This is a genomic window from Pseudomonas sp. H1_F01 (assembly GCF_054681425.1).
This window is the reverse complement of sequence record NZ_CP162823.1, coordinates 3615618-3642162: the sequence shown is the minus strand read 5'-3', so window position 1 is coordinate 3642162 and position 26545 is coordinate 3615618. Positions and strand designations below refer to the sequence as shown.

General features: G+C 61.9%; 26 protein-coding genes and 2 pseudogenes. 10 read left to right on the top strand and 18 right to left on the bottom strand.

Going from position 1 to position 26545, the window contains the following annotated elements:
• Positions 1 to 78: 78 nt before the first annotated feature.
• Positions 79 to 1566: an aldehyde dehydrogenase family protein gene (locus tag AB4O09_RS16655; protein ID WP_305444540.1), complete on the bottom strand. Its 1488-nt coding sequence runs from the start codon at positions 1564 to 1566 to the stop codon at positions 79 to 81.
• A 208-nt stretch (positions 1567 to 1774) separates the two neighbouring features.
• Here AB4O09_RS16655 and AB4O09_RS16650 point away from each other — a divergent pair.
• Both AB4O09_RS16650 and AB4O09_RS16645 read left to right on the top strand, forming a co-directional pair.
• A pseudogene (locus AB4O09_RS16650) lies at positions 1775 to 2485 on the top strand (PAS domain-containing protein); the annotation flags it as partial.
• A pseudogene (locus AB4O09_RS16645) lies at positions 2465 to 2734 on the top strand (methyl-accepting chemotaxis protein); the annotation flags it as partial. The pseudogenes AB4O09_RS16650 and AB4O09_RS16645, both read left to right, overlap by 21 nt.
• Positions 2735 to 2884: 150 nt before the next feature.
• Here AB4O09_RS16645 and AB4O09_RS16640 read toward each other — a convergent pair.
• Positions 2885 to 4213, bottom strand: a complete 1329-nt coding sequence (locus AB4O09_RS16640) for an alginate export family protein (protein ID WP_013693292.1) — start codon at positions 4211 to 4213, stop codon at positions 2885 to 2887.
• A gap of 292 nt (positions 4214 to 4505) precedes the next feature.
• Here AB4O09_RS16640 and AB4O09_RS16635 point away from each other — a divergent pair, with 292 nt between their 5' ends.
• The 3 genes from AB4O09_RS16635 to feaR all read left to right on the top strand — a co-directional run bounded on the left by AB4O09_RS16635 (position 4506) and on the right by feaR (position 7656).
• A complete protein-coding gene (locus tag AB4O09_RS16635; RefSeq protein ID WP_003201584.1) occupies positions 4506 to 6005 on the top strand; it encodes an APC family permease in 1500 nt (499 codons plus the stop codon).
• Complete coding sequence (locus AB4O09_RS16630; RefSeq protein ID WP_049798026.1) at positions 5950 to 6570, top strand: DUF3156 family protein; 621 nt, start codon at positions 5950 to 5952, stop codon at positions 6568 to 6570. The genes AB4O09_RS16635 and AB4O09_RS16630 overlap by 56 nt, the downstream gene beginning before the upstream one ends.
• Positions 6571 to 6693: 123 nt before the next feature.
• Positions 6694 to 7656 carry a transcriptional regulator FeaR gene (gene feaR, locus AB4O09_RS16625; RefSeq protein WP_003201588.1) on the top strand — a complete coding sequence of 321 codons (963 nt, stop codon included), beginning with the start codon at positions 6694 to 6696 and terminating at the stop codon, positions 7654 to 7656.
• A 172-nt stretch (positions 7657 to 7828) separates the two neighbouring features.
• Here the strand turns inward: feaR and AB4O09_RS16620 are convergent, their stop codons facing one another.
• The 6 genes from AB4O09_RS16620 to AB4O09_RS16595 all read right to left on the bottom strand — a co-directional run bounded on the left by AB4O09_RS16620 (position 7829) and on the right by AB4O09_RS16595 (position 12765).
• A complete protein-coding gene (locus AB4O09_RS16620) occupies positions 7829 to 8596 on the bottom strand; it encodes an SDR family oxidoreductase (RefSeq protein ID WP_038859353.1) in 768 nt (255 codons plus the stop codon).
• Positions 8589 to 9389, bottom strand: a complete 801-nt coding sequence (locus AB4O09_RS16615) for an SDR family NAD(P)-dependent oxidoreductase (protein WP_060613850.1) — start codon at positions 9387 to 9389, stop codon at positions 8589 to 8591. Before AB4O09_RS16615 ends, AB4O09_RS16620 begins: the two co-directional genes overlap by 8 nt.
• Positions 9382 to 10203, bottom strand: coding sequence for a molybdenum cofactor biosynthesis F family protein (locus AB4O09_RS16610; protein ID WP_003201593.1), 822 nt, complete (start codon positions 10201 to 10203; stop codon positions 9382 to 9384). The genes AB4O09_RS16615 and AB4O09_RS16610 overlap by 8 nt, the downstream gene beginning before the upstream one ends.
• A 78-nt stretch (positions 10204 to 10281) precedes the next feature.
• Positions 10282 to 10941 (bottom strand): helix-turn-helix transcriptional regulator, encoded by a 660-nt coding sequence (locus tag AB4O09_RS16605; RefSeq protein ID WP_003201594.1) that lies wholly within the window; start codon positions 10939 to 10941, stop codon positions 10282 to 10284.
• Positions 10942 to 10992: 51 nt separating this feature from the next.
• Positions 10993 to 11358, bottom strand: coding sequence for a cupin domain-containing protein (locus AB4O09_RS16600; RefSeq protein WP_003201596.1), 366 nt, complete (start codon positions 11356 to 11358; stop codon positions 10993 to 10995).
• A gap of 108 nt (positions 11359 to 11466) precedes the next feature.
• On the bottom strand, positions 11467 to 12765 hold the full coding sequence (locus AB4O09_RS16595; protein WP_003201598.1) for an NAD(P)/FAD-dependent oxidoreductase: 1299 nt from the start codon (positions 12763 to 12765) through the stop codon (positions 11467 to 11469).
• Positions 12766 to 13076: 311 nt separating this feature from the next.
• On the opposite strand from AB4O09_RS16595, the gene AB4O09_RS16590 reads away from it, so the two are divergent.
• The 3 genes from AB4O09_RS16590 to hpaR (AB4O09_RS16580) all read left to right on the top strand — a co-directional run bounded on the left by AB4O09_RS16590 (position 13077) and on the right by hpaR (AB4O09_RS16580) (position 15884).
• Positions 13077 to 14246, top strand: a complete 1170-nt coding sequence (locus AB4O09_RS16590) for a p-hydroxyphenylacetate 3-hydroxylase oxygenase component (RefSeq protein ID WP_100264331.1) — start codon at positions 13077 to 13079, stop codon at positions 14244 to 14246.
• A gap of 65 nt (positions 14247 to 14311) precedes the next feature.
• The gene (locus AB4O09_RS16585) at positions 14312 to 15253 is read left to right on the top strand and encodes a p-hydroxyphenylacetate 3-hydroxylase reductase component (protein WP_003201603.1); all 942 of its coding nucleotides are present in this window, start codon (positions 14312 to 14314) and stop codon (positions 15251 to 15253) included.
• Between the two features lie 208 nt (positions 15254 to 15461).
• The gene (gene hpaR, locus AB4O09_RS16580; RefSeq protein ID WP_003201605.1) at positions 15462 to 15884 is read left to right on the top strand and encodes a homoprotocatechuate degradation operon regulator HpaR; all 423 of its coding nucleotides are present in this window, start codon (positions 15462 to 15464) and stop codon (positions 15882 to 15884) included.
• A 139-nt stretch (positions 15885 to 16023) separates the two neighbouring features.
• Here the strand turns inward: hpaR (AB4O09_RS16580) and hpaI are convergent, their stop codons facing one another.
• The 8 genes from hpaI to AB4O09_RS16540 all read right to left on the bottom strand — a co-directional run bounded on the left by hpaI (position 16024) and on the right by AB4O09_RS16540 (position 23326).
• Positions 16024 to 16821: a 4-hydroxy-2-oxoheptanedioate aldolase gene (gene hpaI / locus AB4O09_RS16575; protein WP_460107218.1), complete on the bottom strand. Its 798-nt coding sequence runs from the start codon at positions 16819 to 16821 to the stop codon at positions 16024 to 16026.
• 14 nt (positions 16822 to 16835) lie between these two features.
• Positions 16836 to 17639: a 2-oxo-hept-4-ene-1,7-dioate hydratase gene (hpaH, locus tag AB4O09_RS16570; protein ID WP_003201609.1), complete on the bottom strand. Its 804-nt coding sequence runs from the start codon at positions 17637 to 17639 to the stop codon at positions 16836 to 16838.
• A 12-nt stretch (positions 17640 to 17651) separates the two neighbouring features.
• Positions 17652 to 18956, bottom strand: coding sequence for an MFS transporter (locus AB4O09_RS16565; protein WP_305444548.1), 1305 nt, complete (start codon positions 18954 to 18956; stop codon positions 17652 to 17654).
• Between the two features lie 52 nt (positions 18957 to 19008).
• Positions 19009 to 19401: a tautomerase family protein gene (locus tag AB4O09_RS16560; RefSeq protein ID WP_003201613.1), complete on the bottom strand. Its 393-nt coding sequence runs from the start codon at positions 19399 to 19401 to the stop codon at positions 19009 to 19011.
• A 44-nt stretch (positions 19402 to 19445) separates the two neighbouring features.
• Positions 19446 to 20303, bottom strand: a complete 858-nt coding sequence (gene hpaD, locus AB4O09_RS16555) for a 3,4-dihydroxyphenylacetate 2,3-dioxygenase (protein ID WP_027911702.1) — start codon at positions 20301 to 20303, stop codon at positions 19446 to 19448.
• A 112-nt stretch (positions 20304 to 20415) separates the two neighbouring features.
• Positions 20416 to 21876, bottom strand: a complete 1461-nt coding sequence (hpaE, locus tag AB4O09_RS16550) for a 5-carboxymethyl-2-hydroxymuconate semialdehyde dehydrogenase (RefSeq protein ID WP_003201617.1) — start codon at positions 21874 to 21876, stop codon at positions 20416 to 20418.
• A gap of 5 nt (positions 21877 to 21881) precedes the next feature.
• A complete protein-coding gene (locus tag AB4O09_RS16545; protein WP_003201619.1) occupies positions 21882 to 22652 on the bottom strand; it encodes a fumarylacetoacetate hydrolase family protein in 771 nt (256 codons plus the stop codon).
• The gene (locus AB4O09_RS16540) at positions 22649 to 23326 is read right to left on the bottom strand and encodes a fumarylacetoacetate hydrolase family protein (RefSeq protein WP_003201621.1); all 678 of its coding nucleotides are present in this window, start codon (positions 23324 to 23326) and stop codon (positions 22649 to 22651) included. Before AB4O09_RS16540 ends, AB4O09_RS16545 begins: the two co-directional genes overlap by 4 nt.
• Before the next feature lie 187 nt (positions 23327 to 23513).
• On the opposite strand from AB4O09_RS16540, the gene hpaA reads away from it, so the two are divergent.
• Both hpaA and hpaR (AB4O09_RS16530) read left to right on the top strand, forming a co-directional pair.
• A complete protein-coding gene (hpaA, locus tag AB4O09_RS16535) occupies positions 23514 to 24419 on the top strand; it encodes a 4-hydroxyphenylacetate catabolism regulatory protein HpaA (RefSeq protein WP_003201623.1) in 906 nt (301 codons plus the stop codon).
• 204 nt (positions 24420 to 24623) lie between these two features.
• Entirely contained in the window at positions 24624 to 25046 is a 423-nt protein-coding gene (hpaR, locus tag AB4O09_RS16530) for a homoprotocatechuate degradation operon regulator HpaR (RefSeq protein ID WP_003201625.1), read from the top strand.
• 171 nt (positions 25047 to 25217) lie between these two features.
• Here the strand turns inward: hpaR (AB4O09_RS16530) and AB4O09_RS16525 are convergent, their stop codons facing one another.
• Entirely contained in the window at positions 25218 to 25475 is a 258-nt protein-coding gene (locus tag AB4O09_RS16525; protein ID WP_003201626.1) for a hypothetical protein, read from the bottom strand.
• 200 nt (positions 25476 to 25675) lie between these two features.
• The gene (locus tag AB4O09_RS16520) at positions 25676 to 26455 is read right to left on the bottom strand and encodes an alpha-amylase family protein (RefSeq protein WP_003201628.1); all 780 of its coding nucleotides are present in this window, start codon (positions 26453 to 26455) and stop codon (positions 25676 to 25678) included.
• Positions 26456 to 26545 lie beyond the last annotated feature (90 nt).

The following is a 26545-nucleotide window of genomic DNA, read 5'->3' as shown; positions in this document are numbered from 1 at the left end:
TTATCGCGAGCAAGCTCGCTCCCACAAGGGGATTTTTTGCTGGATAGGGCTCTGGGGTTGTCCCTGAGCCCTTGAAGGTCAGTAGCGGATCATCACCGATTTCAGCTCGGTGTAGTCATCAATGAATGCACTGCCGAATTCACGGCCTATCCCTGAAGATTTGCTGCCGCCAAAAGGCACCGCCGGGTCGAGCAGGGTGTGCATGTTCACCCAGACCGTACCTGCTTCGATGGCGGGGACCATGCGCAGGGCTTTGCCCAGGTCGTTGGTCCAGAGGCTGGCGCTCAGGCCGTAGGGGGTGTCGTTCATCAGCTCCAGCAGTTCCTCTTCACTGTCGTAAGGAAAGAACGTGGCGATCGGGCCGAAGGTTTCTTCGTTGAGCAGGCTGTCGTCGCGGCGATTGGCGAGGATGATGGTCGGCTCCACATAGCAACCCGGTCCATCGATCAGCTTGCCGCCGTGGACGATGGTGTTGTTCTGTGCGCGGGCCTTGGCGAAGAATTCTGCGAGTTTGTGCTGGTGCTGGCGGTTGGTCACGGGGCCGAACTCGGTGCGTTCGTCCAGAGGCGAGCCGATGCTGAGTTTGCTCAGGCGCTGGGCCAGTTTGTCCATGATCGACTCGATCTGCGAGCGATGGACAAAGAACCGTTCCGCTGCAGCGCAGATCTGTCCCGAATGCAGAAAGCCCGCCTCGATGATGCCGTTGACCGCTACCTCGGGATCGATATCACGCAGGAACCCCGCCGCATTCTTCCCGCCCAGTTCCAAGGTTGCACGGGTCAACCCGGCGCCCATGGCCGCTTGGCCCACCGCCAGGCCGGTGGGCACGGAACCTGTGAACGAGACCTTGTTAGTGCCCGGATGTTCGATCAGCCCTTTGCCCACCTGTCCGCCGCCGGTCAACACATTCAGGGCACCGGCTGGAAGGCCGGCCTCGATGGCCAGTTCAGCGATGCGCAGGATGGTCAGCGGGGTGAACTCGCTGGGCTTGATGATGATGCTGCAACCGGTCACCAGGGCTGAGGCCAGTTTCCAGATGGCGATCATGGTGGAAAAATTCCACGGCACGATACCGACCACTACTCCGACCGGTTCGCGCAAGGTGAATGCGGTGTAGCGTTCGCCAGCGAAGGAGGGCAGTGATGGGGTGATCGTCTCGCCGTTGATCTTGGTCGCCCAGCCAGCGTAGTAACGCAGGAAATGGGCGGCCTGGTCGACTTCGAAGGCCCGGGAGATGTGGATGATCTTCCCCGACTGGCAGGTCTCGATCTGCGCCAGCTCTTCGCGGTTGCGTTCCAGCAGGTCTGCCAACTTGAGCAGCACATGGCCGCGGACTGCGGGTGCCGTTTGGGACCACTGCTTGAAGCCGCGGCGGGACGACTCCACCGCCGCATCAATGTCGCCGGGAGTGGCGTCGCTGACCTGGGCGATGACTTGGCCGGTGGCGGGGTTGACGACGTCCAGTGTCTGGTTGCTCTGGCTTTCGACGTAGCCACCGTCGATGAACAGGGCGTGATGTCTACCGAGGAAGGCTTGGACCTGAGGCAGCAGGGCAATATCGCTCATGAGGGTTTCCTGATCACGAATAGGGAAAGCCCCGAGGGTAATCCCGGCAGGACCGTCCAGCTTGACTGTGCCTGCCGCGCCGTATGTCTGTGGCTGCCAGCCTGGGTGGTTGGCAGCCAGGAGCAAGGCCCCGTGCAGGCAGGGACAAGCCAGCCTGGCCGGTTTGCGATCAGATCCGGGTTTCGACTTGATGGCATAGGGGCGGGCGATGTTTCTCCAGACCAACAAACAGAAACTGGCGTTGACTGCACAAGTGCAACGCGTGCTGACCGGCGAAACGGAGGACACGCCGCAGCTCGACGCGTATCCGCAACTGCGCACCGTCCTTGATCAGCATGCACGACAGATGGCGAGCGCGACTGCACATCTGCATCAGGTCGATGCACAAGTACAGGCGCAAACCCTGCAATGGCAGCACAGCGAGCGTGAGTTGCACAGGGTTCGCCAGCAATTGGAGCAAACCCTTGAGCGCGAGCAGGTGCTTGAAATTCGCTTGGATGAACTGAGCCAGCAGCTGCAGCAACAACGCCAGGATGCACAGATCTGGGAGTTGCTGCAGTCGACCCTGACAGAGGGCTGCTGGGATATCACGGTCGTCAACGGTGACCTCCAGCACCCGGCCAGTGGCATGCGCTTTTCCAGTCAGTTCCGTTCGCTGCTGGGGTATGGGCCGGATGATTTGCCCGACGGCTGGGATGCCCAGGTCGGCATCACCCACCCGGACGACTTACCCAAGATCATGGCCATTTTCGACCGGGAAATCCTTGGCTCCCAGGGCAGCGGTGAATACGTCTTCGAATACCGGATGCGCCACAAGACCCGGGATTACATCTGGTGCCGCGAACGCGGTCGGGCGGTACGTGACTCGCATGGGCAACTGGTGCGGGTCATTGGTGCGGTGCGGGATATCAGCGATGAGCGCTCGGCCCAGTCCACCCATCAGCGCATGCTCGAACAGAACCAGATGACCTACGCCCAGATTGCCACGGTGGTGGGGGTGATCAAGGGCATTGCCGACCAGACCAATCTGCTCGCCTTGAACGCCGCGATTGAGGCGGCCAGGGCCGGAGATGTCGGGCGCGGTTTCTCGGTGGTGGCCGATGAAGTGCGCAAGCTGGCACAGAGCACCCGGCAGGCGACTCATCAGATCCAGACCATGTTGCATCAGCACAAATAAGCAAGGCAATCGCAATCCCGTAGAGCTGCGTAGGAGCTGTCGAGTGCAACGAGGCTGCGATCTTTCCCCGGACACTTGAGTCCCAAGCGAAAGATCGTCCGAACGCGGCCCGAGCCTTCGGCAGCTCCTATGGTCGGTCGTCTAGAACGGAACCGCCACCACCAACTGGCTGTAGACGTTGGTGCCGTTGCCGCCGACCTGATTGCCGCCGCTGTCCGCATCCTTCTCGGGCTTGTACAGGCCCACCAGCGGCGTGACGATCAGGTGTTCATTCACCGCCCATTCCACGTACAGGTCCAGCTCCTGCGCATCGAGGTTCAGCGCTTCACGGGTATGCAGGGTCTGGTAGTCGAAGAACAGTGCACCAATGGTCACGGTCTCTGCCGGCTTGAGCTTGAGGCCTACGTGCTGGATGGCGGTATTGCTGTTGAACGGGCCGGCATAGTTGCCCGCCACTTCACCCTGGAACCAGGTGCCATAGCCGCGGTTCTGCCCGTTGAACATCGAGTCCCAGTCTTTGGAATAGCGGCTGTAGCGATAGGTCAGGTCCGGCGTCCAGGGCAGGTCGGTGAAGGTGTAGCCGGCTTCGGTGTACCAGGCTTTCTCCGGGCCTGCGTCCTTGTCCTGCCAGGCATACTCGAAGGAGAAGTGGGCATTCTCGATGCCAGCATTCCCGGCGCCGCGCAGGCTGTAGATATCCATGCCTTCGCGCTGTTTCTGGAAGTCGCTGGCGTAGCGGTCATCGACATTGATGCCGTGGATGTAGGTCAGCCCCAGGGTGCCAGGCGCGGCGGTGTATTCCAGGGTGCTGGCGGCCATCTCGGTGTTGGCCTGGGCGCGGTTGTCGGACTTGATCCACATCAGGCTGCCATGCACGCCTTCCTTGCCGCCCAGGCGAACTACAGCGGTTTTGTCGAAGGCATGCCGGGCCGCCAGGTAATAGGCGCCGCCACGGTTGAGCTCGCCATCGGCCACGCCTTTGCCCAGGTTCAGGCCATCGTCGTTGATGATGAAACCGTCGCCCAGGGTGATCACCTGGCGGCCGTAGGACAGGTCGACACCGTCCTTGCCCAATGCCGGGAACAGATCCCCCGAACGCCAGCCGGCAAAGGCTTCATCGAACTTGGTGGTGCGTTCGGAGCCGTCGCTCAAGCCGGCTGCGTCGCCATCGCCCCAAGTGCCGGAGCTGACCAGGTTGGCCGTCCCGTAGACACTGCCCAGGCCGCCGAGTGTCTGGTCGATACTCAGGCCATACTTGATGAAACCTTCGCGCCAGCTCGAACCGCCGGCGGTGCCGTCGTAGTTCTTGCGGCTGTTGAACAGCCCGTAGACCGCCAGGAAGTTGCCGGTGACGGTGGTGTCTTCGTCGGTGTAAAGCTCATAGGCCTGGGCCGATGAATCGGCAACCAGCAGGGCAATGCCCAGGCCGATGGCGTTGCGCAGCAAAGGTGTACGGCGTGTGTGCTCCATGGTGGATTCCCCAGTGTTATAGGACAGTAGAGCGCGCATTAAGGGGAGTGGTACCCGGGGAAGTCTTTCACCTGCCTGCCATGGAGTTGACTCAGGCCGCCAGCGCGGCGGTGTTGGCAGGCAGCAACAAAACCGGCGGCAGACATGGGCAAGACGCCTGGGGCGGGGCGGCGCAGAGTAATGCTGCACGCAACGCCGTTTCGATCAGGGATTGGTTGGGGAAGGCATGATCGCCGGTTCCTGGACGGCTGTGGCATCCATACTAAAAATACGCTTTCGAGGACCTTGCACCATGTCGATCAATGACAGGCTCACCGAGCACTTGAACCGGGGTTCGGTGGGCTTTCCCACCGCGTTGGCCAGCACCATTGGCCTGATCATGGCAAGCCCGGTGATTCTCACCGCGACCATGGGCTTTGGCATTGGCGGCAGCGCCTTTGCCGTGGCGATGCTGATCGCCGTGGTAATGATGCTGGCCCAGGCGACGACGTTTGCCGAGGCGGCGTCAATTCTCCCGACCACCGGCTCGGTCTATGACTACATCAACTGTGGCATGGGCCGTTTCTTCGCCATTACCGGGACGTTGTCGGCCTATCTGATTGTCCATGTGTTCGCCGGCACCGCCGAGACAATCCTGGCCGGGGTCATGGCCCTGGTGAACTTCGAACACCTCAACACCCTGGCCGAATCGGCAGGCGGCTCCTGGTTGCTGGGCGTGGGGTTCGTAGTGGTGTTTGGTGTACTCAATGCGTTCGGTGTCAGTGCCTTTGGCCGGGCCGAAATCATCCTGACGTTTGGCATGTGGACCACCCTGATGGTGTTCGGCGTGCTGGGCCTGATCGCCGCACCGGCGGTGGAGCTGGAGGGCTGGTTTGGCGCGTCCGTGGTGGGCACCGATATGGTCACGGTGCTGTCGCTGGTGGGCATGGCCATGTTCATGTTTGTCGGCTGCGAATTCGTCACGCCGCTGGCACCGGACCTGCGCCAGTCCGCCCGGACCATGCCCCGGGCCATGATGCTGGGCTTGTTCAGCGTCGCCACCTGCATGTTCATCTACGGTGCCGCGATGAAGCGCCAGGTGGAAAACGTGCTGCTCGATGCCGCCAGCGGGGTGCATCTGCTGGACACCCCCATGGCGATTCCACGCTTCGCCGAACAGGTCATGGGTGATATCGGCCCGATGTGGCTGGGCATCGGCTTTCTGTTTGCCGGTGCGGCGACCATCAACACCCTGATGGCCGGCGTGCCGCGGATTCTCTACGGCATGGCGGTGGACGGTGCGTTGCCGAAAGTCTTCACCTATCTGCATCCGCGCTTCAAGACGCCGTTGCTGTGCATCCTGGTGGCGATGCTGATTCCGTGCCTGCATGCGTTGTGGCTGGGCGGCAATACCGACAACATCATGCACCTGGTGCTGGCGGCGGTGTGCGCCTGGAGTTTTGCCTACCTGCTGGTGACCGTGTCGGTGGTCAGCCTGCGGATTCGTCGCCCCGATCTGCCGCGGGCCTATCGCTCGCCGTGGTTCCCGTTGCCCCAGATCCTGTCCAGTGTCGGCATTGTGCTGGGCATGTGGTTCATCACACCGCCCGGCATGAATCCGGCAGACATCTACGTGCCCTTCGCGGTGATGCTCGGTTGCACCGCGGCGTATGCCTTGTTCTGGACCCTGGTGGTACAGAAGGTCAATCCATTCAAGCCAGCGTCGGTAGAAGACGTGTTGGCCAAGGAGTTCTCCCATGAGCCAGGGCAACCTGCGGGCGAGTTTATCGACCCTGCTGCAAAAACTGTCTGAATTGTTCAGCGCCCAGCGCGCCCCGGCCGGTTATCGGCCTGGGGTGACCCTGGAACACCTGCGGCGCAACCTGGCGTTGGCGCGATTCGAGATGGCGGGCCCGGCTACGGCGACGGCAGCCACCGAAGACGGCAGCTTGCAGTTGGAGATTGTCGAACGCACCGAGTCGCAGCTGTTGATGCACATGGTGATGACCGAGTTCGTCCTGCGCGTGCCTGCCTCCCGAGAGGGCACGGCGCGCCTGGAACTGCACCACGGAGGGGCCGTTCGGCGTAGCGGCATTCGTTGCCGGCAGCGGGACGGGCACAGTGACCTGGCGGCCCGGTTGCAGGCGGCCGTTGAGCAGGATCCTGTGCTGTACCAGGCGCTCATGCCGCTGGATTTCAAACGGCTGCGCATCGATCTGCAGGGACGCCAGTGGTGCGTGCGCCTGGAGCACATGGGCGGTAGCGAAGTGGTGAATCGCATGCCGGCCTTTCGTCGCTATATCCCGTTGATCCGGGAGCAGCGCACCGTCTTGCTGGCGACCTTGAGCGGCCTGCAGCGGGTGTTGGCAACGCTCTGATTCCTTTGTTCCACCCTGGCATCATTCCTGCTACTGCTCTGGCGATAAGGTACTTGTTGCGCGCATATAGATAACATGTTAACTATTGCCGTACAAAAACAATAAGCCACTGCGGAGAATGCCATGAGCATGCAACAGGTTGGGCAGGACGGTCTGGACACCTGGAACCGGGATCTGCGGGCGACTTGCGGTCATTTCGATACCGAGCTGGCCTTCAATCGTTCGCTGTTTATCGGTGAAGTGTCGAACTTCCATCGTGGTGGCCTTGCCCTCGCGAACCTGCGCACCAACGCCGGTAACATCAAACGTCACTCGCCCAACGCCGATCACGATGATGACCAGGATTGCCTTCTGGTCAGCCAGCGCAGTGGCTACTGCCGCATTACCCAGAACGGTCGGAGCATCCAGTTGGCGCCCGGTGAATTGTTGTTGATGGATTCCGTTGGGGCGCTTGAAATCACCCCGTTCGGCCTGATCGAGCACGCGGTGCTGTCCTTGTCTCGTCAGGATGTGTCGCGGCAACTGGGCGGGGAAACCAAGACCTTCGGCAAGGTGTCGTCCAGCAAGGCGTGTGGGCGGATGCTGCATGTGTTGATGGACCAGCTATGCAGGGACACACCGGACGGCGAGGGCGCGACGGGAGAGGGTGAAGCCTTGCAGAGTGCCTTCGTTTCGCTGTTGGGCTCGGCACTGGAACAGGGTAGCGATGGCCGTGACGAAGGGGTGGCGTTGCAGGGTAGTCACTTGCGCAGCTACGTGCAGAAAGTCATCGACGAATCACTGACCCAGCCTGGCCTTAGCCCGGTGGGCCTGGCCAATCGGCTGAATATTTCGGTGCGGCATCTGTATCGGTTGTTCGAAGAGCAGGATGACAGCGTTTGCCGCTACATCCAGCGGGCCCGGCTCAAGCGCAGCGCTGATGACCTGACCAATCCGTTCCTGCGGGACGAGTCCATCACCTCGATTGCCTACAAATGGGGCTTTACCGATTCGGCGCATTTCAGCCGTTCGTTCAAGAAGCAGTTCGAGCTGTCGCCCAAGGAGTTTCGTTCCAGCCGTTTGCAGGTGGGGCAGGGGGTGGCTTGAACAAGGTCGTCTCTGGCGGGACGACCGCTATCGCGAGCAAGCTCGCTCCCACAGGGGATCTGTGGTGGTCGCGGATGCCTTGAACGACTCGGAAAAACTGTGGGAGCGAGCTTGCTCGCGATGACGGTGGTACATCCACCCTCACCGCAAGCTGACTCACCCCCACACAGGTTCAAACCTCCGGCAAAGTCGAACCCCCATCGACCACCAAGGTCTGCCCGGTCACATAACTGGCCAGGCTCGACGCCAGGAACAGCATGGCGCCAGCGATGTCGCTCGGTTGGCCCAATCGACCCAGCGGTACCCGGCGGGCGATGTCCTGGTTGACCTCCTCGTCGCCAAGATTCGCCATGGCCGGTGTTGCAATCATGCCCGGCTCGACGCCATTGACGCGGATATTTTCGGCCGCCAGTTCCAGCGCGGCGTTGCGAATGAAACCATTGACCCCGGCCTTGGAGGCCGCGTAGTGGCTGAGCCCCGGATACGCCACCCGCGGGCCGGTGACCGAGGAGGTCACCAGCACGCAGCCATGGCCCTGGCGCCGGAACATCGGCAACGCCGCCTGGGTCAGCCAGAACAGCGCCGACAGGTTCACCGCCAGCGTTCGTTCAAGTATCGCCGGGGTGATCTCGGCGAACGGTGTCAGCGGAAAATAGCCGGCGTTGTGCACCAGGATATCCAGCCTTCCCAAGCGCTGTTCCAGCTCGACCATGATCCCGAAGACCGCCGTTGCGTCGGCCAGGTCAACCCCCACCGCTTGCACCTGACAGCCTCCGGCGGTCAATTCTTTGGCCACCGCCTCGGCGCGCGCCAGGCCCAGGTCGGCGATGACCACGTGGGCCCCGCGCAGGGCAAACGCTTCAACGATGGCCCGGCCAATGCCCTGGGCGCCGCCCGTGACCAGCACGGTCTGGCCGCTGAAATCCAGATCCTCAGGCATCGCTGGCCTCCATCCGGCTGAAGGCCAGTGTCGGTACGTCGACAATGCTGGAGCCGCCATCGGCCACCAGCGTCGCTCCGGTGATGATCGACGCCTCGGGCGAGGCCAGGAAACGGCAGACGTTAGCGATTTCCTCGGCGCTGGCAGCCCTGCGCAACGGCACGTCGGCGCAGACCCGGTCATACGCCTGCTGCAACGTTTCGCCGTGGAACTGCATCAATGCCTGCATTTCTTCATCGGCCATGGGCGTGCGGACCCAGCCAGGGCAGATCGCGTTGACCCGTACGCCGTGAGGCCCGTAATCCCTTGCCAGGGAGCGGTTGAGGCCCAGCAGCGCATGTTTGGCGGTGGTGTAGCCGCACACGTGCGGGCCTGCCGCCAAGGAAGCAATGGAGGCGATCAGCACAATGTTGCCGGCACTTTCCTGCAGCATGGGCAGGCACGCCCGGGCGCTGTAGAAGGCGCTGTCGAGATTGCTGCGCAGGGCCGCTTCCCAGGCCGATGGCGGGGTCTCGGTGGCGCTGCCCATGCCCAAGCCGCCGGCACAGGCCAGCAGCACGTCGAGTCGGCCATAGCGCGTGCGAATCTGCTCGACGAAGCCGTCCCAGGTGTTCGGACAGGCCGCGTCGCCCACCAGCACCAGGCCGCCGATGTCCTCGGCGAGTGCTTCCAGGGGCTCGCGGCGTCGACCGATCAGCACCAGGTTGGCGCCTTCGGCGGCATACAGGCGGGCGCAGGCTGCGCCAATACCGGTGCCGGCACCTGTGATCACGACGGTGCGTAATTCAGGCATCGGGATACTCCGTCTGGTTGAGCACCTGGCAGTACGAACTGACCGGGAAATTGGAGAACTCATCGAACGAAGCCCCGGCGTAGCCGAAGATCTTGCCGTCGCTGCGATGCTGCTGCAGGTCGATCAGCACCAGCCCGAGGGTCGGGATGATCTTTTCTCGCCAGACGAACAGGTACAGCTGATCGGCGATCTTGTAGGTGTCGCAGCGGTCGGTGTCGCACAGGCCTTGTTCAACGCCCTTGAGGCACTGCCACGAGTAGAACTGGTCGTTGAGGTAAATGTGTTCGTAGACTTCGCTCGGGCTGTAGCGATACAGGTTGCGCAGCCCCACCAGTTCGGTGGTCGGTGCATGCGGGCACAGGCCAGGCTGCCAGGGACGATCGAGGCTGCCGTGCATGAACTGGGCTTGTACCGAGGTCAGTGGCTTGCCGGCCAGCGCCCGGCTGTAGAGGCCTTCGCCGGTTTCTTGCTGGCTTGGCATGCGGCCGATCACGGCGGTGAAGGACGCGCTGGCGGTATCGAGCACCAGGCTTATCGACGACGTCAGTTCGCCTTCGCGCTTGATGAAGTCCACCAGGTACAGGCCCGGGCGTACGGATGTGGCCCGGTAGGTCGCCGTGCCGCTGGAGTGACCATCGGCGGCGTTCCAGGTCAGGGTGTCCTGCTCGAAGCGATGCTCGATCTGCCAGCCATTGGCGAAATTCAGGGTGAAGGTCTTGCCGTCCAGGTCGGCCAGGTTTGGCAGGATGAAGGCTTCGGGGGCAAAGCCATCGGCCAGGGCGCCGACGGTGATCCAGTCTGAAGATGTGCTCATTGCAAGGCTCCGGTGGTTGAATTAGCCACTCGGATCATGCGGTGCCAGTCAACGGCGGCCTATCAACCAAATGGTTGATCAGAGGAACAGTGCGCTGACCAACTCGGTACGGCTGCTCACGCCAACCTTGCGAAACAGGTGGATCAGGTGAGTCTTGATGGTCGGCAAGCCCACTTCCAGCTCCCGGGCCAATTGCTTGTTGCTGACGCCTTGGCGCAGTAGCCAGGCAATCTGGCGCTCCTTGGGCGTCAAGTCGCCCAGTGGGTCCCCATGGGCTGGTAAATGGGCCACGGCCAGTTGCAGCAAGGCCTGCAACGCGCTGAGTTGACTCAACTGCTGGCTGGTGAAGACACCTTGCTCGGCAGTGCGCAGCAACGAAATCGCGGCTTGGGGCTGACCGTCCCGATGGGCGAAGACTTCCACCACGTCGACCACGCCGTAGCGCTGCAGGAAGTCGTGATAACGATGGTTGTCACGTCGCGGTTGGCGGGCCATCGCCAAGCCCAACGGCACCACGGCCAACTCGCTGGACATGCAGTGTCGCGGGTGCAGCGGGTCGAACTGACGATAGTTGTCCAGGTAGTCGCGGTGCATCTCGCCGCTCATCTTATGCAGGCTGAAGTCATGGACCTGCAGTTGCCGATCAACGCAGTAGAACGCCGCCCGACTGACGGGAACCAGCTGGGTAAAGGCGTGCAGGCACTGGCCGGCGATGTCCTGGGTGGGGATGACGTTCATGGTCGCACCTTCGCCGAGAGGGCTGCCGGTGGGGCCGGCAGCCAAGTCCGATCAGGCTACCGCGAAGTAGTGTTTGACGAAACTCTCGCTGACCACTTCCCACAGCACTGGCGTGCCCTTGGTCACGAACCAGCCGTCGCCGGCCTTGTAGCGGGTGCTCTGGCCGGTGGCCTCGTCGGTGAGCACTACTTCACCGGTGACCACGGTGGCTTGTTCGGCGAAGGGGTAGACCATCCGGAACTTGCCTTGGGTGGTACCGAAGTAGGCGCTGCTGATGGGGTCGGTGGGGGCGCCGAAGGTCATCTTGCCGAAGGCTTTGACTTCGCCTTCGAGAATCTGCGAACCAAGATCGGCGACGGTCCCCCAGGCGTCCAGGTCGGACAGCTGGATGTCTTTTTCGAGGGTGATAAGGGGCATGGCAGTGACTCCTGATGAGTGAAAAAAACAAAGGTGGGGTGTGTCCAGTGCCAGTCAGTTAAACCTCGCTCCCACAGGGTTTTGCTTAACTGATTGGCATCGTGATCGTCAGCGACGGCCATTCCAGTAGCCCGACAGCTGATGCCAGGACTTGCCGGCGGTCAGCAGCAATGGGCGAATGGCGTCTTTGCCGATGATGGTCGGGCGATGGATCGAGCTGACCAGGTCGTAGCGCGCCGAGCCTTCGCTCATGCCTTCGGCTAGCACCTTGCAGATGATGTGGCTCGGCGTGACGCCAAAGCCTGAGTAACCCTGGACGAAAAACGCATTGCTGCGGCCGGGCAGGGTGCCGATCTGCGGGAACAGGTTCGGACTGCACGCCATCGGGCCACCCCAGGCCAGGTCGATCTTCACGTCCTTGAGGTACGGGAAGATCTTCAGCATCAGGCGCCGGTTCCAGGCCTTCAGATCCTGGGGGATGTGCTCCACCAACGGCGTCGCGGCGCCGAACAGCAGGCGGTTTTCGTTGGTGACGCGGTAGTAGTCGATCACCGGGCGAATGTCACTGTAGGCACCGCGAATCGGGCTGATGCGCTGGATCAGTTCGTCCGACAACGGCTCGGTCATCATCTGGAAGGCGTAGGTGTTGATGGTCGAGCGGTGCAGTTCCGGCTCCAGCTTGTTGAGGAAACTGTCACAGGCCCAGAGCAGCTTGCTGGCTCTGACCGAACCGCGTCCGGTACGCACGGTGATGCGTTCGCCATAGCTGACTTCCAGGGCCGGGCTGTTCTCGAAAATCCGCACGCCGTGGCTGACCAGGGCCTTGGCCTCACCCAGTAACAGGTTCAGTGAGTGCACATGCCCGCCGCCCATGTGCAGCAAGGCGCTGCCGTAGGCCTTGGAACCGATGATCTGCTGCACGTCGGAGCCGCCGAGAAAGCGGATCTCATGTTTGCTGTTGACTGACTTGAAGTCTTTTTCCCAGGCCCGCAGGGTTTTCTCCTGGCGCGCGTTGAAGCCCATGTAGCCGTAGCCGTGGCAGAAGTCGGCATCGATTGCGTACTTGGCGATACGGTCCTTGATGATGTCGGCGCCCAGGTCGCTGATCTCGAAGATCTGGCGCAGGCCGTCTTCACCCACGTCCTTCTTGATCTTCTCCAGGTCATGACCGATGCCGGCCATGATCTGCCCGCCATTGCGCCCAGTGCCGCCGAACCCCAGGTAACGCGCCTCGAGCACCACGATGTTGGTGATGCCTTTTTCGGCGAGCTCCAGCGCGGTATTGATGCCGGAGAAACCGCCGCCAATGACCACAACATCGGCTTCCACGTCCTGTTCCAGCGTGGGGAAGCTGAGGTTGTATTTCTTGGTGGCCGTGTAATAGGTGGGCGTTTCGATATTGATCATGACGCAGCCTGACAAAGTGAAAGGAAACTCCGTTGCAACGCCTACGCAAGGCATTGCAGGGGATGGCCCTATTAAGAGCCCGGATGGGGGCGCCTGTCTTGATCATCCGTGCCGGGGTATTTGACCGAGCGCGCCATGGAGCCGAAACCTGCCCATGAAAAGTACAATCTTGGATCTGGAAGGTGCATTTTTCACCTGCCTGTGATTGCCCATACTGGACCGGCCTTAATCACTGATCCCGCTGTCTGTGCAACCTCAGGTTGCCGGGCAAAGGCGGGATTGGCAGATGCCAATAATAAAAGAGCCTGTCCATGAAAAAGCCAAACCCGCTGCTCGAAGACCTCAAGCCGATCCTGCCGGTCATTGCCGCCAATGCCTTCCAGGCGGAGAAAGACCGTAGCGTGCCTGCCGAGAATATAGCCTTGCTCAAAAGCATCGGCATGCACCGGGCCTTCCAACCGAAACCGTACGGTGGCATGGAGATTTCCCTGCCGCAGTTCGCCGATTGCATCGCGCTGCTGGCCGGTGCCTGTGCCAGCACGGCCTGGGCCATGAGCCTGTTGTGCACCCACAGCCATCAGTTGGCAATGTTCCCGGCCAAGGCCCAGCAGGAAATCTGGGGCGATGATCCCGATGCCACCGCCAGCAGCAGCATCGCGCCGTTTGGCCGCACCGAGGAAGTCGAGGGCGGTGTGATGTTCAGCGGTGAAATGGGCTGGAGCAGCGGCTGCGATCATGCCGAATGGGCGATCGTGGGGTTTCGCCGTAAAAACGCCGAAGGCGCCCAGGACTATTGCTTTGCGGTGCTGCCACGCAGCGACTATGAGATTCGCGATGACTGGTTCGCGGTGGGCATGCGCGGCAGTGGCAGCAAGACGTTGATCATTGGCAACGCTTTCGTGCCGGAACACCGGATCCAGAAAGCCAAGGACATGATGGAGGGCAGCTCCGGCGGATTCGGCCTGTACCCCGACAGCAAGATTTTCTACTCGCCATACCGACCCTACTTCGCCAGTGGTTTCTCCACGGTCAGCCTGGGCGTGGCTGAACGCATGCTGGAGGTCTTTCGCGAGAAAACCCGCAACCGCGTGCGGGCCTACACCGGTGCGGCAGTCGGTGCCGCTACCCCGGCGTTGATGCGCCTGGCCGAGTCGACCCATCAGGTGGCCGCGGCCCGTGCCTTTCTGGAGAAAACCTGGCAGGAACACGCCGAATACGGCGAGCGCCACGAATACCCCAGCCGGGAAACCCTGGCGTTCTGGCGGACCAACCAGGGCTACGCCACCAAGATGTGCATCCAGGCCGTCGATCGCTTGATGGAGGCGGCCGGCGGTGGCGCCTGGTTCGAAAGCAATGAGTTGCAACGGCTGTTCCGCGACGCCCACCTGACCGGCGCCCATGCCTATACCGACTATGACGTCTGCGCGCAGATTCTCGGTCGTGAGCTGATGGGCCTTGAGCCTGATCCTTCCATGGTTTGACCGCCTGTTCGCTGAAACCTAGAACAATAATCGAGGCCGCCGCTCGAGGCGGCCGGGAGTCTTGCATGTCCAGTCTTTGTGATACCGCTTTCGATACCCGTGCGTTCCGCCGGGCCCTGGGTAACTTCGCCACCGGCGTGACCGTGGTCACCGCTGCCACTGAAGATGGCCGCAAGGTCGGTGTGACGGCCAACAGTTTCAACTCGGTGTCCCTGGACCCGCCATTGATCCTGTGGAGCATCGACAAGCGTTCGAGCAGCCATGGCGTGTTCGAAGCCGCCAGCCACTTTGCGGTGAATGTGCTGGCCGCCGACCAGATCGACCTGTCGAACAACTTCGCACGACCCAAGGAGGACCGCTTCGCTGAAATCGAATTCGAGGCCGGCGAAGGCGGCGCCCCGGTGTTTGTCGATTGCTCGGCGCGTTTTCACTGTGAAAAATTCCAGCAGGTCGATGGCGGCGATCACTGGATCATGATCGGCAAGGTCGTGGCGTTTGATGATTTCGGCCGCTCTCCATTGCTCTATCACCAGGGCGCCTACTCGATGGTGCTGCCCCACACTCGCATGACCAAACGGGAAGAGGGTCAGTCCCCGAGCAGTCACTTCCAGGGGCGCTTGAGCCACAACCTGTATTACCTGATGACCCAGGCACTGCGGGCCTATCAGGCCAGCTATCAGCCGCGTCAGTTGTCCACCGGCTTGCGCACCAGTGAGGCGCGGATGTTGATGGTGCTGGAGAACGACGCCGGGCTGAACCTGTGCGACCTGCAGCGGGAAGTGGCGATGCCGGCGCGCGAGATCGAAGAAGCCGTGGCCAACCTCAAGCGCAAGGGCCTGGTGAGCGATGAAGGCGAGCGGGTACGCCTGACTGCCAAGGGTATCGATGAGACCGAAGGGCTCTGGACGATTGCCAAGGAGCAGCAGGACAAGGTGTTCGACCAGTTCAGCGAGGAACAGGTCGAGCACTTCAAGCAGGTGCTCAAGGGAGTGATCAAGGGCGCTTGAGTGCCCTGTGGGAGCGAGCTTGCTCGCGATGGCGGTGGACCCGCCGATATTGATGTCGACTGGATGGGCCCTATCGCGAGCAAGCTCGCTCCCACAGGGTTATGTGTGTGGCCCAGCTACAGATTCTGTGAACGGATAGTCCGGCATGGGTTGGAAGCTGTTAAGATTTAGTTAACTCATTAACTAAATATTTCTCGCGAACATACTCATGCCCAAGTTGCGCCAATCCTTGACCCTGACCCTGCTCCAGGCCCGTGAATCGGCCATGGGGTTTTTCCGGCCTTCCCTCAATCAACATGGCTTGACCGAGCAGCAATGGCGAGTCATCCGTATTCTCAGCCAGCACGATGAGCTGGAGATCAATCGCCTGGCCGAACTGGCCTGCATCCTCAAGCCCAGCATGACCGGCGTGTTGGTGCGCATGGAAGCGGCGGGCATGGTGGTGCGGCGCAAGGCCGAACAGGATCAGCGACGAGTGCTGGTGCGCCTGGCGCCGCAAGGGCAGGCGAGTTTCGATTCGATGAGCCAGAGCATGGAAGAGAATTACCAGCGTCTGCAGGACAAGTTGGGGGAGGAAAAATTGCAGACGTTGCTGGGCTTGCTCAATGACCTGAAGGCGATCAGGCGCTGAGACCCCGGGCTGGTTGTTTTCTGTGGGAGCAAGGCTTGCCCGCGATGAAGACGCTGCGGTCTTTCAGAGACCGAGGTGCCTGTTTCGCGAGCAAGCTTTGCTCCCACAGATCCCCTTGCCACAAGGTATTTGATACCGATCAGTACACGCCGCCAGCCGCAGGTTTTGGCGTGTCTTTGAACGTCGCCGCCAGCGTCTGCAAGCCCCGCATCAACACCGTCGTATCCACGCCCACCGCGACAAACGCCGCGCCGAGTTCGATATAGCGCCGGGCCAGTTTTTCATCGGCGCTGAGAATCCCGGCTGCCTTGCCGGCCTGGCGGATGCGGGCGATGGCGTCTTCGATGGCCGCTTGCACCTCCGGGTGACCGGGGTTGCCGCGAAAACCCATGGACGCGCTCAGGTCCGCCGGGCCGATAAAGACCCCATCCACACCTTCCACTGCCGCAATGGCATCCAGGTTGGCCAGGCCTTCGCGGCTCTCGATCTGGACCAACAGGCACATCTGTTCATCGGCCTTGTCGAGGTAACCGGGGATGCTGTTCCAGCGTGACGCCCGGGCCAGTGCGCTGCCGACGCCGCGTACGCCATGGGGCGGGTAGTGGATGGCGCGCACCAGTTCGCGCGCCTGGTCGGCGCTTTCCACCATCGGCACCAGCAGGGTCTGCACGCCAATATCGAGCACTTGCTTGATCAGCGCCGTGTCACCGATCACCGGGCGTATCACCGGCTGGCTGGGGTAGGGGGCCACGGCCTGGAGCTGGCCGAGCAAGGTGCGCAAGTCGTTGGGCGCGTGTTCACCGTCGATCAGCAGCCAGTCGAAGCCGGCGTTGGCCGCCAGTTCCGCACAGTAGGCATCGGCAAACCCCAGCCACAGGCCGATCTGCGCCTCGCCGCTGCGCAGGCGTTGCTTGAAGGTATTGATGGGCATGTCCATGAAACGGTCTCCGATCAGACGAAACGGCAGGCGATGGAACCGAGCATGTCGTAGTCGACATGGAAGGTGTCGCCGGGGTTGGCTGCCACGGGGCGGGTGAAGGAACCACCGAGGATGATCTGTCCCGGTTGCAGTGTGACGTCATAGGCCGCCAGTTTGTTCGCCAGCCAGGCCACGCCTTTGGCCGGGTGATTGAGCACCGCCGCCGAGACGCCGGACTCTTCGATCACGCCGTTGCGGTAGAGCACCGCCGGCACCTTGCGCAGGTCGATCTCGGTCGGGCGTACGGCGCGACCGCCCATGACCACGCCGGCATTGGCGGCGTTGTCGGAGATGGTGTCGAACACTTTGCGGGTCGCCTTGGTCTGCGGGTCGATCTGCTGGATGCGCGCATCGATGATTTCCAGCGCCGGGATCACCCATTCGGTGGCGTCGAGCACGTCGAACACCGTCACGTTCGGGCCCTTCAACGGCTTGCCGAGAATGAACGCCAGCTCCACTTCCACCCGTGGCACGATGAAACGCTCGAACGGGATGTCGGTGCCTTCGTCAAAGAACATGTCGTCCAGCAGCGCGCCGTAGTCCGGCTCAGTGATGTTCGACGACACCTGCATGGCCCGGGAGGTCAGGCCGATCTTGTGGCCGACCAGCTTGCGGCCGTCCTTGATTTTCTGCGCGACCCAGGCTCGCTGGATGGCGTAGGCATCCTCGATCGTGATGTCCGGGTGATCGAGGGAAAACTGCCGCACCTGCTCGCGGGAGCGTTCGGCATGGTCGAGGCGGGCGGCGGCTTGTTGGATGAGGTTCTGGTCAAGCATGGCAAGGGTCTCTTATTGAGGGTTGACGATGGCGGCCCGGGTGCGCAGCACCAGCAAGCCGCCAAGGGCGATGAGCAGGGCCAGCACATACAAGGCGAGGCTGGCGCTCTGGGTGGTGTCGCGCATCCAGCCGATCAGGTAGGGCGCGAAGAATGAGGCGATGCTGCCGAAGGAGCTGATCAGCGCGATGCCGGCGGCCTGGGTGCCGTTGGACAGGAAGGCTGACGGTAGCTGCCAGAACATCGGCAACGCCGCACTGGCGCCCATGCCGGCGACAATCAGGCCGCTGAGCACCAGGATCGGATTGCCGGGTGAGAGCCCGGTGACCGCAATGCCCAGCGCGGCCATCAACAGCGGCACGCACAGGTGCCAGCGGCGTTCGCGATGGCGGTCGGAGGAGCGCCCGCAGCCGATCATGAAGAAACAGCCGGCCAGGTAGGGCACCGCGCTGAGCAGCCCGACCTTGCCGTCGCTGCCGATGCCGGCGCCATGGATCAGGGTGGGCATCCAGAAGGCCAGGGTGTTCACCGCCAGCATCACGGCGAAGTACACCGCCACCAACAACCAGACCTGCGGATTGTTGAGGATCGCCGAAAACGAGGTGATGGATTTGCGCTGTTCTTCAAGGCTCAGTTGTTCGCGCAACTGCTGCTTGGCGTGCGGCGTGAGCCAACTGACCGTCTCGAAATTGTCCGGCAGGCACTTGAGCACAACAAGGCCGAGCAGGATCACCGGCAGCCCTTCGATGACGAACATCCACTGCCAGCCGCGCAAACCGCCAACATCATGAAAGTGCTCGAGAATACCGCCGGACAAAGGCCCGCCAATCACCCCGGCCATCGGTACGGCGATGGCAAACAACGCGGTTATCTGGGCCCGACGCCGGGCTGGATACCAGCGGTTGAGAAAGACCAGGATGCCAGGAAAGAAACCGGCCTCGGCCACGCCCAGCAGAAAGCGCAACACGTAGAAACCGGCGGCGCTGTCGATAAGGAACATGCCGGTGGACAAGGCGCCCCAAACCACCATCAGCGTGGCGATCCAGCGCCGCGGACCGACCCGGTCCAGGGCCATGTTGCTGGGCACCCCAAACAGCGCGTAGGCGATGAAGAACAGCCCTGCGCCGAAGCCGTAGACCGTGTCGCTGAACTGCAGGTCGGCGCTCATCTGCATCTTCGCGAAGCCGATGTTGATGCGATCCAGGTGGGCAAAGAGGTAACAGACCAGCAGCAGCGGCATCAGCCGCCAGGTGATGGTGGCATGGGTGCGGTCGTGCGCGACGGTGCCGGCAGTGTCGGCGGTATTGGCTGTGCTCATGATCTTGTACTTTTTGTCAGAGGGGCCGATGGGGAACGCCAGGCAGATGGATTCAGGTGGCCTGGCCCTTGAGGAAGGCGTGGACGTTGTTGGCCTTGAAGTTGAGCTGTTCGTGCAGCTCGATCATCTCGAATGACAGGGCCAGCAGGCGTTGGGCCTGGAGCTCGGCGAAGTGCGCGGTGATCACCTCGAAGAGTTTTTCCGCGACTTTCTGGCGGGTGGCCAGGTCACGGCCGTGGCCGACTTTCAAGGTCATGTGCACGAAGGCGTAGTCGTGCTTGCCGTCGGCCATGCGCCAGGTGTCCAGGCGCAGGCCGCGGCTGCGGATGCCGCCCAGGGGGAACACGCCGCTGTCGCCCAGCAAGGCGTGGACCTTTTCAAACAGGCCGGGCAGGTCGGCTTGTTGTTCGATGTTGTCGGTGTATTCAGCGATGAAATGCGGCATGACGGCTCCTTCAGGCCGCACGGGGATGCCGTACGGCCGCAGTGTCAAACAGGGAAGACAGCGTTGATCTGGCCGGTGCCGGAGCTGCCGAAAGGCTCGGTGATGATTTCGGCAGGCTTGTCGTAGTCCGGCCCGCCGAGCAACCCCAGCAGCATCGCCGTGTCATGCATCTTGCCTTCGCCGAAGCAGTGTTCGGCGTAGTCCGGGAGCATGGCGCAGAACTCTTTCCAGCGGCCTTGGCGCCACATTTCGACGACGTGCAGGTCGACCTGCTTGTCGAACTCCCGCGTCCAGTTGTGGATGTTGGCTTCAGCGTTGCGATCGTCGGAGAAACGGTGCGACAGCGAGCCGGACGCGAGCACCAGCACCTTGCGGTCGCTTTTTTCGATGGCCCGGCGCACGGCGGCGCCGAAGGTGAAGCTGTCTTGCAGGCGGTGCCAGGCGCACCAGGCGGCAATCGACACGACGTTGAATTTCTGTTCCTGAGGGACGTCCATGTGCATGTAGCGCATGGGCACCAGGGTGCCGTATTCCAGCTCAAGACTCGGGATGTTGTGGGCCAGGGTGCGCACGTCGGCGGCATTGGCCTCGGCGGCAATCAGCTCGCCCAGTTCCGGGGCGCCTGAGTATTCGTACTCCATGTTCTTGATGAAGTGCGGCAGCTCGTTGCTGGTGTAGATGCCCTTGAAGTGCGCGCCGCTGTTGACGTGATAGGCGCTGTTGACCAGCCAGTGCACATCGAACACCACGGCGGTATCGGCCCCCAGTTCCCGGGCGCGGCGACCGATTTCCTTGTGGCCGGCAATCGCGGCGGCGCGGCAACCATGGTGCTTGCCGGGCAGCTCCGACAGGTACATCGAGGGAACGTGGCAGATTTTCGCAGCCAGGACGACTTCGCCCATGATGATTCTCCTGAAAAATTGTTCTTGTTGAATCTTGGTTGTGGGAGCAAATCTTGCTCCCACAGGAACAGGGATAAATCCCCTCGCCACAGGGTTCATCACTTACCTGGGGTCATACACCCCAGCGCGGTATGTGATGACTGCCCATGGAGATGCAAACGTTCTTGATCTCGGCAAACACTTCAAAACTGTACTGTCCGCCTTCGCGGCCGGTTCCGGAACCCTTCACGCCGCCGAAAGGCTGGCGCAGGTCGCGCACGTTCTGGCTGTTGATGAACACCATGCCGGCCTCGATGCCATGGGCCAGGCGATGGGCCTTGCCGATGTCCTGGGTCCAGATATACGAGGCCAGGCCGTATTCGGTGTCGTTGGCCAATTGCAGGGCTTGGGCCTCGTCCTTGAACGGGATCAGGCACACCACCGGGCCGAAGATTTCTTCCTGGGCGATGCGCATGTTGTTGTTCACATCGGCGAACACCGTCGGCTGGATGAACTGGCCGCGGCTCAAGTGGGCAGGCAAATTGGTCGGGCGCTCCAGGCCGCCGGCCAGGAGGGTGGCGCCTTCTTCGAGGCCGATCTTGATGTAGCCGGTGACCTTGTCGTAGTGGGCCTGGGTGATCATCGAGCCGACCTGGGTCTTCGGGTCCTGCGGATCACCGACGATCAGGCGCTTGGCGCGGGCGGCGAACTCGGCCACGAACTGCGGATAGACACTTTCCTGGATGAAGATCCGGCTGCCGGCGGTGCAGCGTTCGCCATTAAGGGAAAAAATCGTGAACAGCGCGGCGTCGAGGGCCCGTTCCAGGTCGGCGTCTTCGAAAATCAGCACCGGCGACTTGCCGCCCAGTTCCATCGAATACTTCTTCAACCCGGCGGTCTGCATGATTTTCTTGCCGGTGGCGGTGCCGCCGGTGAAGGAGATCGCCCGCACATCCGGATGGCGCACCAGCGCATCGCCGGCGGTTGCGCCGTAACCCTGGATCACGTTCAGCACGCCATTGGGCAGGCCAGCCTCGACCGCCAGGCGACCCAGCTCGTTGGCGGTCAGCGGCGACAGCTCGGACATCTTCAGCACGGCCGTGTTGCCCAGCGCCAGGCACGGCGCGGTCTTCCAGGTCGCGGTCATGAACGGTACGTTCCAGGGCGATACCAGCGCGCAGACACCCACCGGTTGGTACAGGGTGTAGTTGAGCATCTGGTCGTCGACCGGATACGTATGACCGTCCATGCGCGTGCAGACTTCGGCAAAGAAATCGAAGTTGTGGGATGCACGCGGAATCAGCACATTCTTGGTCTGGTGGATCGGCAAGCCCGTGTCGAGGGTTTCCAGTTCGGCCAGTTTCGGCACGTTCTGCTCGATCAGTTCACCGAGCTTGCGCATCAGCCGGGCGCGTTCCTTGGCGGGGGTATTGGCCCACTTCGGGAAGGCCTCCTTGGCGGCGGCCACAGCCTGGGCGACTTCCTCGGCACCGCCGCTGGCGACTTCACCGATGGCCTCGCCGGTGGCCGGGTTGTAGTTGACGAACACGTCTTTGCTTTCGACCTCACGGCCGTTGATCCAGTGTTTGATCATGCTGCTCAAGCCTCTTTACGGGATGCGAAGAACTCGGCTTCGCTGACAATTCGATTGACCAGACGGCCGACGCCTTCCACTTCCACCACCACTTCATCACCGGGCACAACGTCCGCCAGGCCTTCCGGCGTGCCGGTGGCAATCATGTCGCCGGGTTGCAAGGTCATGAAGCTGGACAGGTATTCGATCAGGTACGGGATATCGAAAATCATGTCCTTGGTGCTGCCTTCCTGGCGCAGTTCGCCATTGATCCAGGTGCGCAGCGTCAGGTTGCTCGGGTCCGGTACATCAGCCACATCGACGATCCATGGGCCGACGGGGGTGGTGGCATCGCGGTTCTTCACTCGCAGGTTGGGGCGGTAGTAGTTTTCCAGGTAATCGCGGATCGCGTAGTCGTTGCACACGGTGTAGCCGGCCAGGTATTGCAACGCATCCTGGCGCTTGACGTTGCGCGCCGCTTTGCCGATGACCGCCACGAGCTCGCACTCGTAGTGCATGTAGGCGACGTTGTCGGGACGCCAGCTCACCTGGTTGTGGCCGGTGTAGGTGCCGGGGGACTTGATGAATGCCAGGGGTTCGGTCGGCGGCTTGAACGCCAACTCGGCGGCGTGATCGGCATAGTTCAGGCCCAGGGCGAACATGCTGCCGGTGGCCGGTGGCAGCCACTGGACCTGGTCCTCGGCCACCAGGCGACCGTCGGCCAGGCGTACAGCGTTGTGAGCTTCAACGGTGACGGCTTGATCCTGGCCTTCAAAACGAATGCGTGCGTGTTTCATGAACCTGCTCCTGTTTCCTCGGCCACGATGGTATTGACCAGACGGCCCAGGCCGGCGATGTCCACTTCGACACGGTCACCGGGCAGTACGTCGACCCGGCCTTCAGGCGTACCCGTGATCAGCACGTCGCCGGCATGCAGGGTCATGAATTCGCTGATCTCGGCAATCAGTTGGGGAATGTTGCGAACGAGGTTGGCCGTGCTGTTCTGCTGGCGAACCTCGCCGTTGACGTACAGCGTGATCGCCAGGCTGTGAGGGTCGGCCACCTGAGTGGTAGGCACCAGTTCTGGGCCGATGGCGCAGAAGCCGTCCCGGCACTTGGCCTTGACGGCGGGGCGGTAATAGCTGTCTTCCGGGAGGCTGAATTCATTGACGATGGTGTAGCCGGCCACGTAGTCCAGGGCTTCGGCGGCGCTGACGCGACTGGCCGACTTGCCCATGACCACGCCCAGCGCCGGCCCTGGTTGCAGTGTTTCGCCGCGACCGGGGTGAAACACCTCGGCACCGTGCCAGTTGCGGGTGTTAGGGGTCTTGATGAACAGCACGGGCTTGAGCGGCGGTTTCTGGTAGGGCGGTTGCTCGAACTCGGCGAGGCGCTGTTTCAGCAGCCCCTGGTAGTTCAGCGCGACCCCGAACAGGGTGCCGGTCGCGACGTCATGCAGGGCACGGCTCATGCTTGTCTCCTGGCGATGCAGAGTGGTGAGGGCTCTGCGGTTATTGTTAATGTGTTAACAGTTATAATTAAGATGTTAACTATCGTCAAGCGTGACAGAATGAACGGGCACTGGTTGCCTTGCCGGATTCGGTGCAGGATGGCTGCGGCAGGTGCCTGGACCAGAATAAGAAAACGAGTACTGCGTGATGACTGACCGTCAGCCGATCCCCAACATCAACATTGGTCAGGTGTACGACCAGCGCTATAGCGACGCGGAAGTGCATTACGACCGACTCGCCAACCTGGCGGATTTTTTCGGTCGCAACATGCCGGTTCATCGCCACGACCGGTTCTTCCAGGTGCATTACGTCAAGAGCGGCACCGTGCGCGTGTATCTCGATGACCAGCAGTACGTCGAATCCGGCCCGATGTTCTTCCTCACACCGCCGACCATTCCCCATTCCTTCGTGACCGAGGCCGACAGTGACGGGCATGTGCTGACGGTGCGCCAGCAATTGGTGTGGCAGTTGATCGACGCCGACCCGAGCCTGGCGCCGGCGGGCGTGCAGATGCCGGCAGCCTGCGTAGCGCTGGCGCAACTGGGGCCCGGGCAGGCGGGGGAGGTGCGGCGCCTGGAGTACCTGTTCGAGGAGTTGAGCGAGGAGGTGACGGCCGGGCGCCCGGGGCGCAGCGCAGCACTGGACGCTTTGACGCGGCTGATCATGATCAGCCTGCTACGGTTGTGTTCCAACTCCCTGGAGGCCAGGCCGGCCCGGCATGAAGACCTGAAGATCTTTCACCGCTTCAACGAGTTGATCGAGGCCCACTACCTGCAGCATTGGCCGTTGTCGCGCTACGCCGAAGGCATCGGCGTGACCGAGGCGCGCCTCAATGATGTGTGCCGACGCATCGCCGACCTGCCTTCCAAACGCCTGATCATGGAGCGGCTGATGCAGGAGGCCAAGCGCCTGTTGTTGTTCACCGGCAGCTCGGCCAATGAAATCTGCTACCAGCTCGGGTTCAAGGACCCGGCGTATTTCAGTCGGTTTTTCCAGCGTTACGCCCAGCTCACGCCGGGGGAGTATCGCCAGCGGCAATCGGGGTTGCGCTGAATAGTGGCGAGAGGGATTTCTGTGGGAGCAAAGCTTGCTCGCGATGGAGGCGCCTCAATTTCTGAAAGACCGCATCGCCAGTATTCGCGAGCAAGCTTTGCTCCCACACAATCCCCTTCCACAGTGACATAGCGCGGTCATGCTTCTTGCAGCAGCCTGGCGGCCCAACTAAGCTGCCGACTCGCCCATCCACACAGTTCGAACATGGCCAACCCCAGACCCTCATTGACCCTGACGCTGTTGCAAGCCCGCGAAGCGGCGATGGCTTTTTTTCGACCGGCGCTGAACCAGCATGACCTCACGGAACAGCAATGGCGGGTGATCCGTATCCTGCATCAGCAAGGGGAGCTGGAAAGCCATCAGCTCGCTCACCAGGCGTGCATCCTCAAGCCGAGCATGACCGGTGTGCTCAGTCGCCTGGAGCGTGACGGCTTGGTGCGGCGGCAGAAGTCCAGCCAGGATCAGCGACGGGTCTTTGTCGGGCTGACCGAGCGCGGCCAGCAGTGCTTCGTGTCCATGAGCGAGGGCATGGAAAGCAACTATCGACGGATCGAAGAACAGTTCGGCGAGGAAAAGATGCAGCAACTGCTCGCGTTGCTCAATGAGCTGAAGAACATCAAGCCCTGAGCCGCCCTGTCAGGCACTCGCAGCGAGGATGCACTGTCGGAGCTGACGAGCGAAGCGAGGCTGCGATCTTTCCATTGCTCATTGAGTCGAAAGCTCAAGATCAAAAGATCGCAGGCTTCGCCAGCTCCTACAGAATCGAGCGAGAGTAAGCGCCATTGCCACAAAAGCGCTTCACACCGCGCTGCGTTCACGCAACTCCTGCAGCCGATCAGCGCCACCTTCAGCCACACGGTTCTCGAGCAAGCGATCGGAGCCGCCTTCGGCCACGCGATTTTCCAGCAAGCGATCAGACCCGCCTTCAGCCAGCTGTTGCGCCTGGTTGTGAATCGATGCACTGGCTGCGGTGGCCGAGGCGACATTGGCCAGGCCGACACCGCCAACCAATGTCAGGGCGATAGCCAGGGACGATACTTTCGAGAAATTGAACATGGTGATTCTCCTTGCGCTTGATTGAGTGGGTCCGTGGCAGCGAATGTGTTGCTGTCCGGTGATCACAGTTAAACGCGCGGATGTATCGACGATGTGTGCCAGGAGAGGGCGAGATGCATTGTTTTGTATCGGTCCGCATTTCAGATACAGACCGATACAAACTCAGTTAGCGGGGGCAAGCGGATGGCTTTAAGTCCTGATCAAGGCAGGGCCAGGGCTTGTTTCAACTGGTCCACCAAGGTTGGTGTCATGTAGTGCGGCCCGTCGAACAGGTAGAGCGGATAGCCTGCATAGGCCGCCAATTGTGGCTTGAGCTCGTCAACCGTGGCGGAGCGGAAACCACCGCCGTATTTGGGGCGAAAGGCTTCGACGATGATCCGCACGCGATCCTTGCCAAGCCGGTCACGCAGGGCATCGGCGTAGCTTCGGGCAACCGGGGCGGTGCGGGCATAGACGCCAACGCCGTCCTGGAAGAACACACCGATGTCGTTCGGCAACCATTGCTTGAGCCAGTCTGCGGTAGCGGCGGGGCCGATGTTGGCGCCGTCGTAGACGCTGATCCACAGCGGGCGCGGCAGCTTGGCCAGCAACGCCGGCAGCTCCGTGGCGCCCGACCAGCTGGGGTCGACCTCAGCCGGAAAGTACCAACCGGTGACATGCAATGGCGTTGGCAACCCGGCAATGCGCTCCGACAGCGCGGCCAGTTGCTCGATGTTTTCTCGTGAGCGGTTCTCGCTGAAATAGCCGGCCAGCCCGAGGATGACATCCTGGGCCCAGGGCGTCCTGGCGATGCGCGCCCAGTCCGGCAGTACCGGTACGCTGGGCAGGCCGGTGCCGGGCACGAAGGCCTGGTCGTCCACCACCGTCCATTGCACGAGCAACTCGTGCACCCCCAGTTTTTCCCAATTGCCGCTGATGCCGACGGTCTGGTTGTCCGGCTGCCAGACGATGCCGACGATGTTCGGTGTCGTGGTGGTCATTATGTAGTACGTCCCTGTACCTGCGCCGAGGAGCGCGGCCAGTAACAGCGCCGCGACGGTCTTGCGATTGACGAACTTTGCGAAGCTATT

What these genes read in the sequence shown, in the direction of transcription:
- AB4O09_RS16590 (WP_100264331.1), top strand. Translation starts at nt 13,077, where the DNA reads ATGAAAAAGCCAAACCCGCTGCTCGAAGACCTCAAGCCGATCCTGCCG.
- AB4O09_RS16655 (WP_305444540.1), bottom strand. Translation starts at nt 1,566, where the DNA reads ATGAGCGATATTGCCCTGCTGCCTCAGGTCCAAGCCTTCCTCGGTAGA.
- AB4O09_RS16640 (WP_013693292.1), bottom strand. Translation starts at nt 4,213, where the DNA reads ATGGAGCACACACGCCGTACACCTTTGCTGCGCAACGCCATCGGCCTG.
- hpaD (WP_027911702.1), bottom strand. Translation starts at nt 20,303, where the DNA reads ATGGGCGAAGTCGTCCTGGCTGCGAAAATCTGCCACGTTCCCTCGATG.
- hpaE (WP_003201617.1), bottom strand. Translation starts at nt 21,876, where the DNA reads ATGATCAAACACTGGATCAACGGCCGTGAGGTCGAAAGCAAAGACGTG.
- AB4O09_RS16560 (WP_003201613.1), bottom strand. Translation starts at nt 19,401, where the DNA reads ATGCCGCATTTCATCGCTGAATACACCGACAACATCGAACAACAAGCC.
- hpaA (WP_003201623.1), top strand. Translation starts at nt 23,514, where the DNA reads ATGACTGACCGTCAGCCGATCCCCAACATCAACATTGGTCAGGTGTAC.
- AB4O09_RS16595 (WP_003201598.1), bottom strand. Translation starts at nt 12,765, where the DNA reads ATGATCAATATCGAAACGCCCACCTATTACACGGCCACCAAGAAATAC.
- AB4O09_RS16585 (WP_003201603.1), top strand. Translation starts at nt 14,312, where the DNA reads ATGTCCAGTCTTTGTGATACCGCTTTCGATACCCGTGCGTTCCGCCGG.
- AB4O09_RS16610 (WP_003201593.1), bottom strand. Translation starts at nt 10,203, where the DNA reads ATGAGCACATCTTCAGACTGGATCACCGTCGGCGCCCTGGCCGATGGC.
- AB4O09_RS16540 (WP_003201621.1), bottom strand. Translation starts at nt 23,326, where the DNA reads ATGAGCCGTGCCCTGCATGACGTCGCGACCGGCACCCTGTTCGGGGTC.
- AB4O09_RS16605 (WP_003201594.1), bottom strand. Translation starts at nt 10,941, where the DNA reads ATGAACGTCATCCCCACCCAGGACATCGCCGGCCAGTGCCTGCACGCC.
- hpaR (WP_003201625.1), top strand. Translation starts at nt 24,624, where the DNA reads ATGGCCAACCCCAGACCCTCATTGACCCTGACGCTGTTGCAAGCCCGC.
- AB4O09_RS16600 (WP_003201596.1), bottom strand. Translation starts at nt 11,358, where the DNA reads ATGCCCCTTATCACCCTCGAAAAAGACATCCAGCTGTCCGACCTGGAC.
- hpaR (WP_003201605.1), top strand. Translation starts at nt 15,462, where the DNA reads ATGCCCAAGTTGCGCCAATCCTTGACCCTGACCCTGCTCCAGGCCCGT.
- AB4O09_RS16615 (WP_060613850.1), bottom strand. Translation starts at nt 9,389, where the DNA reads ATGCCTGAATTACGCACCGTCGTGATCACAGGTGCCGGCACCGGTATT.
- AB4O09_RS16565 (WP_305444548.1), bottom strand. Translation starts at nt 18,956, where the DNA reads ATGAGCACAGCCAATACCGCCGACACTGCCGGCACCGTCGCGCACGAC.
- AB4O09_RS16525 (WP_003201626.1), bottom strand. Translation starts at nt 25,475, where the DNA reads ATGTTCAATTTCTCGAAAGTATCGTCCCTGGCTATCGCCCTGACATTG.
- AB4O09_RS16635 (WP_003201584.1), top strand. Translation starts at nt 4,506, where the DNA reads ATGTCGATCAATGACAGGCTCACCGAGCACTTGAACCGGGGTTCGGTG.
- feaR (WP_003201588.1), top strand. Translation starts at nt 6,694, where the DNA reads ATGAGCATGCAACAGGTTGGGCAGGACGGTCTGGACACCTGGAACCGG.
- AB4O09_RS16630 (WP_049798026.1), top strand. Translation starts at nt 5,950, where the DNA reads ATGAGCCAGGGCAACCTGCGGGCGAGTTTATCGACCCTGCTGCAAAAA.
- AB4O09_RS16520 (WP_003201628.1), bottom strand. Translation starts at nt 26,455, where the DNA reads ATGACCACCACGACACCGAACATCGTCGGCATCGTCTGGCAGCCGGAC.
- hpaH (WP_003201609.1), bottom strand. Translation starts at nt 17,639, where the DNA reads ATGCTTGACCAGAACCTCATCCAACAAGCCGCCGCCCGCCTCGACCAT.
- hpaI (WP_460107218.1), bottom strand. Translation starts at nt 16,821, where the DNA reads ATGGACATGCCCATCAATACCTTCAAGCAACGCCTGCGCAGCGGCGAG.
- AB4O09_RS16620 (WP_038859353.1), bottom strand. Translation starts at nt 8,596, where the DNA reads ATGCCTGAGGATCTGGATTTCAGCGGCCAGACCGTGCTGGTCACGGGC.
- AB4O09_RS16545 (WP_003201619.1), bottom strand. Translation starts at nt 22,652, where the DNA reads ATGAAACACGCACGCATTCGTTTTGAAGGCCAGGATCAAGCCGTCACC.